Genomic DNA, 6,560 nt, shown 5'->3' with positions numbered 1-6,560 from the left:
GTGGAGTTGACCGGTACTAATAGGCCGAGGGCTTGTCCTCAGTTGCTCGCGTCCACTGTGTTGGTTCTGAAACCACGAACAGCCCCACGCCGCCACGCGTGGTGCGGCTGAACAGTTTCATAGTGTTTCGGTGGTTATAGCGTAGGGGAAACGCCCGGTTACATTCCGAACCCGGAAGCTAAGCCTTACAGCGCCGATGGTACTGCAGGGGGGACCCTGTGGGAGAGTAGGACGCCGCCGAACAATTTTTGGGAAAACCCCGCATCTTCGGATGCGGGGTTTTCTGCGTTTAGGCTCAAGCCATGCGCCACGATCTCGTGATCTTCGACAATGACGGTGTGCTCGTCGACAGTGAGCCCATCTCCAACCGGTTGCTCGCGGCATACCTGACTGAGCTGGGGCACCCCACCTCCTATGAGGAGTCCATTCGGGACTACATGGGGTCCGCCATGCACCGCATTCATGAACTGGTCCTGGAACGGACCGGGCAGCGGCTGCCGGAGAACTTCGACGACGTCTTCCACGCACGGGTCTTCGCCGCGTTCGAGCAGGAACTGGTGGCCGTCGCCGGAGTCTCCCAGGTCCTGGAGAAGCTCGCCGCGGACGGAGTGCGGTACTGCGTGGCGTCGTCCGGGAGCCATGAGCGGATCCGTGTGGCGCACCGGGCGACCGGACTCGAGCGGTGGTTCGACGAGGAGCGGATCTTCAGCTCGCAGGACGTCGGGCGGGGGAAGCCTGCGCCTGATCTCTTCCTCTACGCGGCCGAGCGGATGGGCGTCGCGCCGGAGCGGTGCGTCGTCGTCGAGGACAGCCCGCTCGGTGTGCGGGCGGCTCTCGCGGCCGGCATGGACGTCTACGGCTTCACCGCGATGACGACGGCCCGGAAGCTGGCCGGGGCGAGCCTGTTCTTCTCCGACATGGGGGAGTTGCCCGACCTGCTGCTGTGAACCCGGCTCCGCGAACTCCGCGGAAGCTGAACCGAATTCATCTTTGGCTGGATCTACCCACGAGTAAGCCGGGGCCCTACGCTCGCCGCCATGACTGATGTGCTGCGGCGCGGCAGGACCTCCTTGACCGCGGGCTTCCTGGCGCAGGGCGTCGCCTTCGCCCTGCTCGTGACGAGGATCCCGGCCATCCAGGACCGGTACGGGGTTTCCGACGCGCTGTTGCCCGCCTTCCTGGCCGCCGTGCCCATCCTCGCCGGGGTCGGGAGCGTCGCCACCGAGCGGCTGGTGAAGCGGGTGCGGCCGAGCGGGCTGCTGCGGTGGTCCCAGCCCGTGGTGCTGCTGGCGCTGCTCGGTGTCGGCGCCGGGGACCGGATGCTGGAGCTGGCCGTGTCGCTGGCGGCGTTCGGGCTGGCGGTCGGGGTGCTGGACGCCTCGATGAACATGCTCGGGGTGAGCCTGCAGCGGTCGTACGGGCGGAGCATCATGCTCAGCTTCCACGCGGCGTACAGCCTGGGCGGGATCGTCGGCGCCTCGCTCGCGTGGGCCGGGGCGCACTGGCACCTGGAGTTGTGGGTGTCGTATCTGCCGGTCGTGCTGGTGCTGCTGCCGGCCGTGCTGGTGGGGAGCCGGTGGTACGTCGACGACCGGGGTGCGGTGCCGGTGGCCGAGGAGAAGGGCGGGGACGGCCAGGCGGTCGTCTTCAAGTGGCTGCTGCCGCTGTGTCTGGTGATGACGGTCGCGTACATCGGGGACTCGACGGTCTCCAACTGGAGTGCCAAGTATCTGCAGGACGTGCTGGGGAGCTCCGAGCAGATGGCGACCGTGCCGTACAACGTGTACATGGTCACCACGCTGCTGGGGCGGGCGATCGGTGACCTCGGGGTGCGGCGGCTCGGGGCGGTCGCGGTGGTGCGGGGCGGTGCGCTGGTCGCGGCCGGTGGGTTCGCCGTGGTGGCGGCGGCGCCCGGGGCGTGGGTCGGGATGCTGGGGTTCACCCTGTTGGGGCTCGGGTTGTGCGTGCTGGTCCCGCAGACGTTCGCGGCGGCCGGGAGGCTGTTCCCGGGGGCTTCGGACGCGGCCGTGGCGCGGCTCAACGTCTTCAACTATGTGGGGTTCTTGATCGGTTCACCGTTGGTCGGGGCGCTCGGGGATCTGTGGAGCTACCGCGGGGCGATGCTGGTGCCGATGGTGTTGGTGCTGGTGACGCTGGTGTACGCCCGCTCGTTCGCGCCTCAACCGGACCGATACGGTGGCGGTCATGAGCGGCCGCGCACAGCTGATGTGGGACGAGGCAGTAACGGGCTATGACTTCGGTCCGGGGCATCCGATGGACCCCGTCCGGCTCGCCCTGACCCGGAGACTGGTCGATGCCTTCGGGCTGGACCGTGAGGTGGAGGTGGTCGCCGCGAAGGCGGCCGGGGAGTCGACGCTGCGGCTCGTCCACCGGCAGGACTACATCGGGGCGGTGAGGGCCGCGTCGGCGGATCCGGCGGCGGCGGACCAGTCGTACGGGCTGGGGACGATGGACGATCCGGCGTTCGCGGGAATGCACGAGGTGTCCTCGTTGATCGCCGGGCAGTCGGTGGGGGCGGCGGAGGCGGTGTGGCGGGGTGAGGCGCTGCACGCGGTGAACTTCGCGGGCGGGCTGCACCACGCGATGCCGGGCGGCGCGTCCGGTTTCTGCATCTACAACGACGCCTCGCTGGCGATCGCGCGGCTGCTGGAGCTCGGGGCGGAGCGGGTCGCGTACGTCGACGTCGACGTGCACCACGGGGACGGGGTGCAGGCGGCGTTCTGGGAGGACCCCCGGGTGCTGACGATCTCGCTGCACGAGCACCCTCGGACACTGTTCCCGCAGACCGGGTGGCCGGAGGAGACCGGGGCGGACTCCGCACAGGGCTCGGCGGTGAACGTGGCGCTGCCGGCCGGGACCGGGGACGCGGGGTGGCTGAGGGCGTTCCACGCGATCGTGCCGGAGCTGATCGCCGACTTCCGTCCGCAGGCGCTGGTGACGCAGCACGGGGCCGACACGCACTTCGAGGACCCGCTGGCGCACCTGGCGGTGTCGCTGGACGCGCAGCGGGCGGTGCAGGTGGCCTGTCACGACCTCGCGCACGAGTACGCCGACGGACGATGGGTGGCGCTGGGCGGGGGCGGCTACGCGGTCGTGGACGTCGTGCCGCGGTCCTGGACGCATCTGGTCGCGATCGCGGCGGGCCGGGCCGTGGAGCCCGAGGCGATGATCCCCGAGGGCTGGCGGCAGGAAGTGTTCGCGAAGACGCGGCAGTTGGCACCTGCGCGGATGACGGACGGACGCTGGCCCGTGTCCTGGTCCGGCTGGGACGAGGGTTACGACCCGGCGGACCGCCTGGACCAGGCGGTCCTGGCGGCCCGCCGAGCGGTGTTCCCACTCCGGGGACTGCTGGCGTGAGGGGCTGACGCTGGGGGGCCGCCGGCGTGCGGCCTGACGCCGGTCGGGGTCTGCCCCGGCGCCTCGCGTACGGCCGGCTCGGAGAGGCGGCGGTGACGCCCATCCCTCGGGCGGCTCGGCCAAGTCGAGGAACCATCGGTGACCCGCCGGCCGCTCTCGGCCGGGAAGCGAACCTGCCCGCGCCGATGCACTCTGCCGCCTGCACCCTTCCCGCGCGCCCGTGCCGCTGCCGTGGGCGACGACTCGTGGCCCACGCCCGACACGACTCCCGGCCGGTCGCCCCGCTGCCCCGAGCGGCGGCCTCCGGCCTCCCGCGCAGTCCGCCTCCCGCGCAGTCCGCCGCCCGCGCGGTCCGCCGCCCGCGCGGTCCGCCTCCGCCCCGAGCGGCGGCCCCCCGGCCCCTGGGCCGACCGTGCGGTGTTCGGGGGTTTTGGGGACAGGCCGCGTTCCGGTCGCGCACGATCTGTGTGTGCTGACCACCGAAGCCCTGCGTGCGCATCTGGTGGGCGCGCGGCTCGCCGGGGCCGTGGCCACCTCGCGGGAGCGGAGCCTGCGCAGTTACCGGCTCTTCGCCGCCCGGGACCCCCGGGTGCTGCTCGGGATCGATCCCGAAGGTGCCTGGAGGCAACGGGAGTTGATCGAGCTGATGGCGGACCGGTGTGGCGTTTCGGCCGATTCGCGGCACGTTTCGGGCCATGATGTGATCGACCCGGAGCGGACCCTGACGGCCCTGGACGCCTTCGCGGAGCGTCTCGCCGGGGCCGCCCGGCGGGCTGCTCCCGTCCTTCTCGGCACCGGGCACCCGCACCGGCTGCTCGGTTTCTACGGTGCTCTGGCAGACGCCCTGTCGGCGGCGGGATGTGCCGTCCTCACCCCCGCGCAGGGTCGCCGTGTCGACATAACGACCCGGTTCGGCCTACGTACGTACAACCTCGACTACGTACGAGGAGTCGCGCTGGTGCGGCCCCCCGGTCCCGAACGCCCCGGTTGTGAGCCCGGCGCACATACGCACTCACCTCTCCCGGTTCGTACCGCGCTGGCCGCTTGTGCGGAGACCGGCGGGCCGCTGCCCGAGCTGGTGATCGGGGATCACGGGTGGGTCTGCGGCGCAGGTCAGCTGGGGTTCGAGGCCATCGGGCCGGCCGATGTGGACGATCCGGCGCTGTTCGTCGGGGAGGCCGAGGGGTCCGTCGCGGTCGTCGTTCCACTTGATGACGGCGTGCGGTCCGATTACTACCTGCCGCTTACCCGCTACGTACTCAATCGGGCGTGTCTGTCACAGTAGGCCGCCGATGGGTGCACCTCTTCCCCACTCGCATCACTGGCACCTACATTGGGGAGTGAGCACGCAGCGACGAAGAGTCACCGGAAGGGGAAGCCGGTGGCCGTCGAGTGCGGAAGGTTCAGGTGTGTCATGGCTGCAGCTGGCGAGAGGCCTCTGAACGAGGTTCAGTTCCTTACCGTGGCGGAAGTCGCCTCGGTGATGCGAGTGTCGAAGATGACCGTGTACCGGCTGGTGCACAGCGGTCATCTGCCCGCGATCCGTGTGGGGCGGTCCTTCCGCGTCCCGGAGCAAGCGGTTCACGAGTACCTCCGCGAGAGTTACGTGGGGGTGGAAACCGCCTGACGGCAGGGCCGGGGCGATCCCTCCAGGGCACTTCGGGATCCCTCCGGCCTCCTCGATTACGACCTCAGCGCTCGGACGGGTAGGCTGGCCCCTCGTAGGTCGTATGGGCCCATGGCGCCCAAACACCGAGTGATGAGAAGTGAGCGAGGGTAGTCGTGGGCTCTGTTATCAAGAAGCGGCGCAAGCGGATGGCGAAGAAGAAGCACCGCAAGCTGCTCAAGCGCACGCGCGTTCAGCGTCGCAACAAGAAGTAAGTTCGCGACGCGCGAGCCGCGAGAGCGTTGCTGTGGCCCCCCACCCAACCGGTGGGGGGCCACACGCGTATCCGCGTCGGGCCCCGCGGTCGCGGCCCGCGCTCCTGCGTCCGGCTGCTTCGGTCACTTCGCGCATCAGGCGGTCATCACAGCGCAACGACAACCCGCTAAGTTGGCCCCACGGGGGAACGCGGCCGGGGGCAAGAGGTTTCTGGAAGGAAGGCGCTGATCTTGGGCAAGGTCGTGCTCGTGACCGGAGTGGCCCGCCAGCTGGGGGGCCGGTTCGTCCGGCGGATCCAGCGGGACCCCGACGTGGACCGGGTCGTCGCGGTGGACGCGGTGCCGCCCGAGCACCATCTGGGCGGTGCGGACTTCGTCCAGGCCGACATCCGGCAGCCCGGCATCGCGCGGGTGCTCGCCGAGACGGGCGCCGACACGATCGTCCACCTCGACGTGACGGGCACGCCGCTGGGCAGCGGCAACCGGGCCTCCCTGAAGGAGACCAACGTCATCGGCACCATGCAGCTGCTCGGTGCCTGCCAGAAGTCCCCGTCCGTGCAGCGGCTGGTGGTGAAGTCCAGTACGAACGTCTACGGCTCCGCGCCCCGCGATCCGGCCGTGTTCACCGAGACCACCCCGCCCAAGTCCCTGCCCAGCGGCGGCTTCGCCAAGGACACCGTCGAGGTCGAGGGCTACGTCCGCGGCTTCGCGCGCCGCCGGCCCGATGTGGCCGTGTGCGTGCTGCGGTTCGCCAACATCCTGGGCCCGACCGCCGACACCCCGCTCGCCTCGTACTTCGCGCTGCCCGTCCTGCCGACCGTGTTCGGCTACGACCCCCGGCTGCAGTTCGTGCACGAGGACGACGTGATCGAGGTGCTGCGGCTCGGCTCGCACGAACCCCGGCGGGGCACCCTCAACAGCGGCACCTTCAACATCGCCGGCGACGGCGTGCTGCTGCTCTCCCAGTGTTCCCGGCGCCTCGGCCGGCCCACCGTGCCCCTGCTGCTCCCGGCCGTCACCTGGGCGGGCTCACTGGTGCGTACGCTGGGGATGACGGATTTCTCGCCCGAGCAGATCCGGCTGCTCACGCACGGCCGGGTGGTGGCCACGGGCCAGATGCGCGAGACGCTGGGATTCCAGCCCAAGTACACGACCGCGGAGACGTTCGCGGACTTCGCCCGCAGCCAGGGCCCCGGACTCCTTCCGCCGGAGGCCCTCGCGGGGGCCGTCGACCGGATCGCCGGCCTGCCCCTCGCGGGCGGCGGACACTCCCCGACGCAGAGCGCCAACTGAGGAGCGCA

At 70.6% G+C, this 6,560-nt stretch carries 7 protein-coding genes and 1 rRNA gene; all 8 read left to right on the top strand.

Features of this window, described 5'->3' with window-relative positions:
- Positions 1–126: 126 nt before the first annotated feature.
- A 5S ribosomal RNA gene (gene rrf, locus ACFV20_RS03750) occupies positions 127–243 on the top strand.
- 59 nt (positions 244–302) lie between these two features.
- The gene (locus ACFV20_RS03745; protein WP_385651952.1) at positions 303–947 is read left to right on the top strand and encodes an HAD family hydrolase; all 645 of its coding nucleotides are present in this window, start codon (positions 303–305) and stop codon (positions 945–947) included.
- 90 nt (positions 948–1,037) lie between these two features.
- A complete protein-coding gene (locus ACFV20_RS03740; RefSeq protein ID WP_385651949.1) occupies positions 1,038–2,255 on the top strand; it encodes an MFS transporter in 1,218 nt (405 codons plus the stop codon).
- Positions 2,206–3,378, top strand: coding sequence for an acetoin utilization protein AcuC (locus ACFV20_RS03735; protein ID WP_385651947.1), 1,173 nt, complete (start codon positions 2,206–2,208; stop codon positions 3,376–3,378). Before ACFV20_RS03740 ends, ACFV20_RS03735 begins: the two co-directional genes overlap by 50 nt.
- Before the next feature lie 469 nt (positions 3,379–3,847).
- A complete protein-coding gene (locus tag ACFV20_RS03730) occupies positions 3,848–4,663 on the top strand; it encodes a phosphatase (protein WP_385651945.1) in 816 nt (271 codons plus the stop codon).
- A 129-nt stretch (positions 4,664–4,792) separates the two neighbouring features.
- The gene (locus ACFV20_RS03725; RefSeq protein ID WP_004984898.1) at positions 4,793–5,005 is read left to right on the top strand and encodes a helix-turn-helix domain-containing protein; all 213 of its coding nucleotides are present in this window, start codon (positions 4,793–4,795) and stop codon (positions 5,003–5,005) included.
- A gap of 155 nt (positions 5,006–5,160) precedes the next feature.
- Positions 5,161–5,259 (top strand): 30S ribosomal protein bS22, encoded by a 99-nt coding sequence (locus ACFV20_RS03720; protein WP_003948845.1) that lies wholly within the window; start codon positions 5,161–5,163, stop codon positions 5,257–5,259.
- A 231-nt stretch (positions 5,260–5,490) separates the two neighbouring features.
- Positions 5,491–6,552 (top strand): NAD-dependent epimerase/dehydratase family protein, encoded by a 1,062-nt coding sequence (locus ACFV20_RS03715; RefSeq protein ID WP_234850054.1) that lies wholly within the window; start codon positions 5,491–5,493, stop codon positions 6,550–6,552.
- The last annotated feature ends 8 nt before the right edge of the window (positions 6,553–6,560 follow it).

This window comes from Streptomyces sp. NPDC059696, assembly GCF_042733745.1.
In the GTDB taxonomy this organism is placed as follows: Bacteria; Actinomycetota; Actinomycetes; order Streptomycetales; family Streptomycetaceae; genus Streptomyces.
Note: the sequence above shows the minus strand (reverse complement) of the source record. Positions and strands in the feature narration are given on the sequence as shown.

Excerpts from the sequence above, each read along its gene's own strand:
- ACFV20_RS03740 (WP_385651949.1), top strand. The coding sequence starts at position 1,038 with ATGACTGATGTGCTGCGGCGCGGCAGGACCTCCTTGACCGCGGGCTTC.
- ACFV20_RS03735 (WP_385651947.1), top strand. The coding sequence starts at position 2,206 with ATGAGCGGCCGCGCACAGCTGATGTGGGACGAGGCAGTAACGGGCTAT.
- ACFV20_RS03745 (WP_385651952.1), top strand. The coding sequence starts at position 303 with ATGCGCCACGATCTCGTGATCTTCGACAATGACGGTGTGCTCGTCGAC.
- ACFV20_RS03725 (WP_004984898.1), top strand. The coding sequence starts at position 4,793 with ATGGCTGCAGCTGGCGAGAGGCCTCTGAACGAGGTTCAGTTCCTTACC.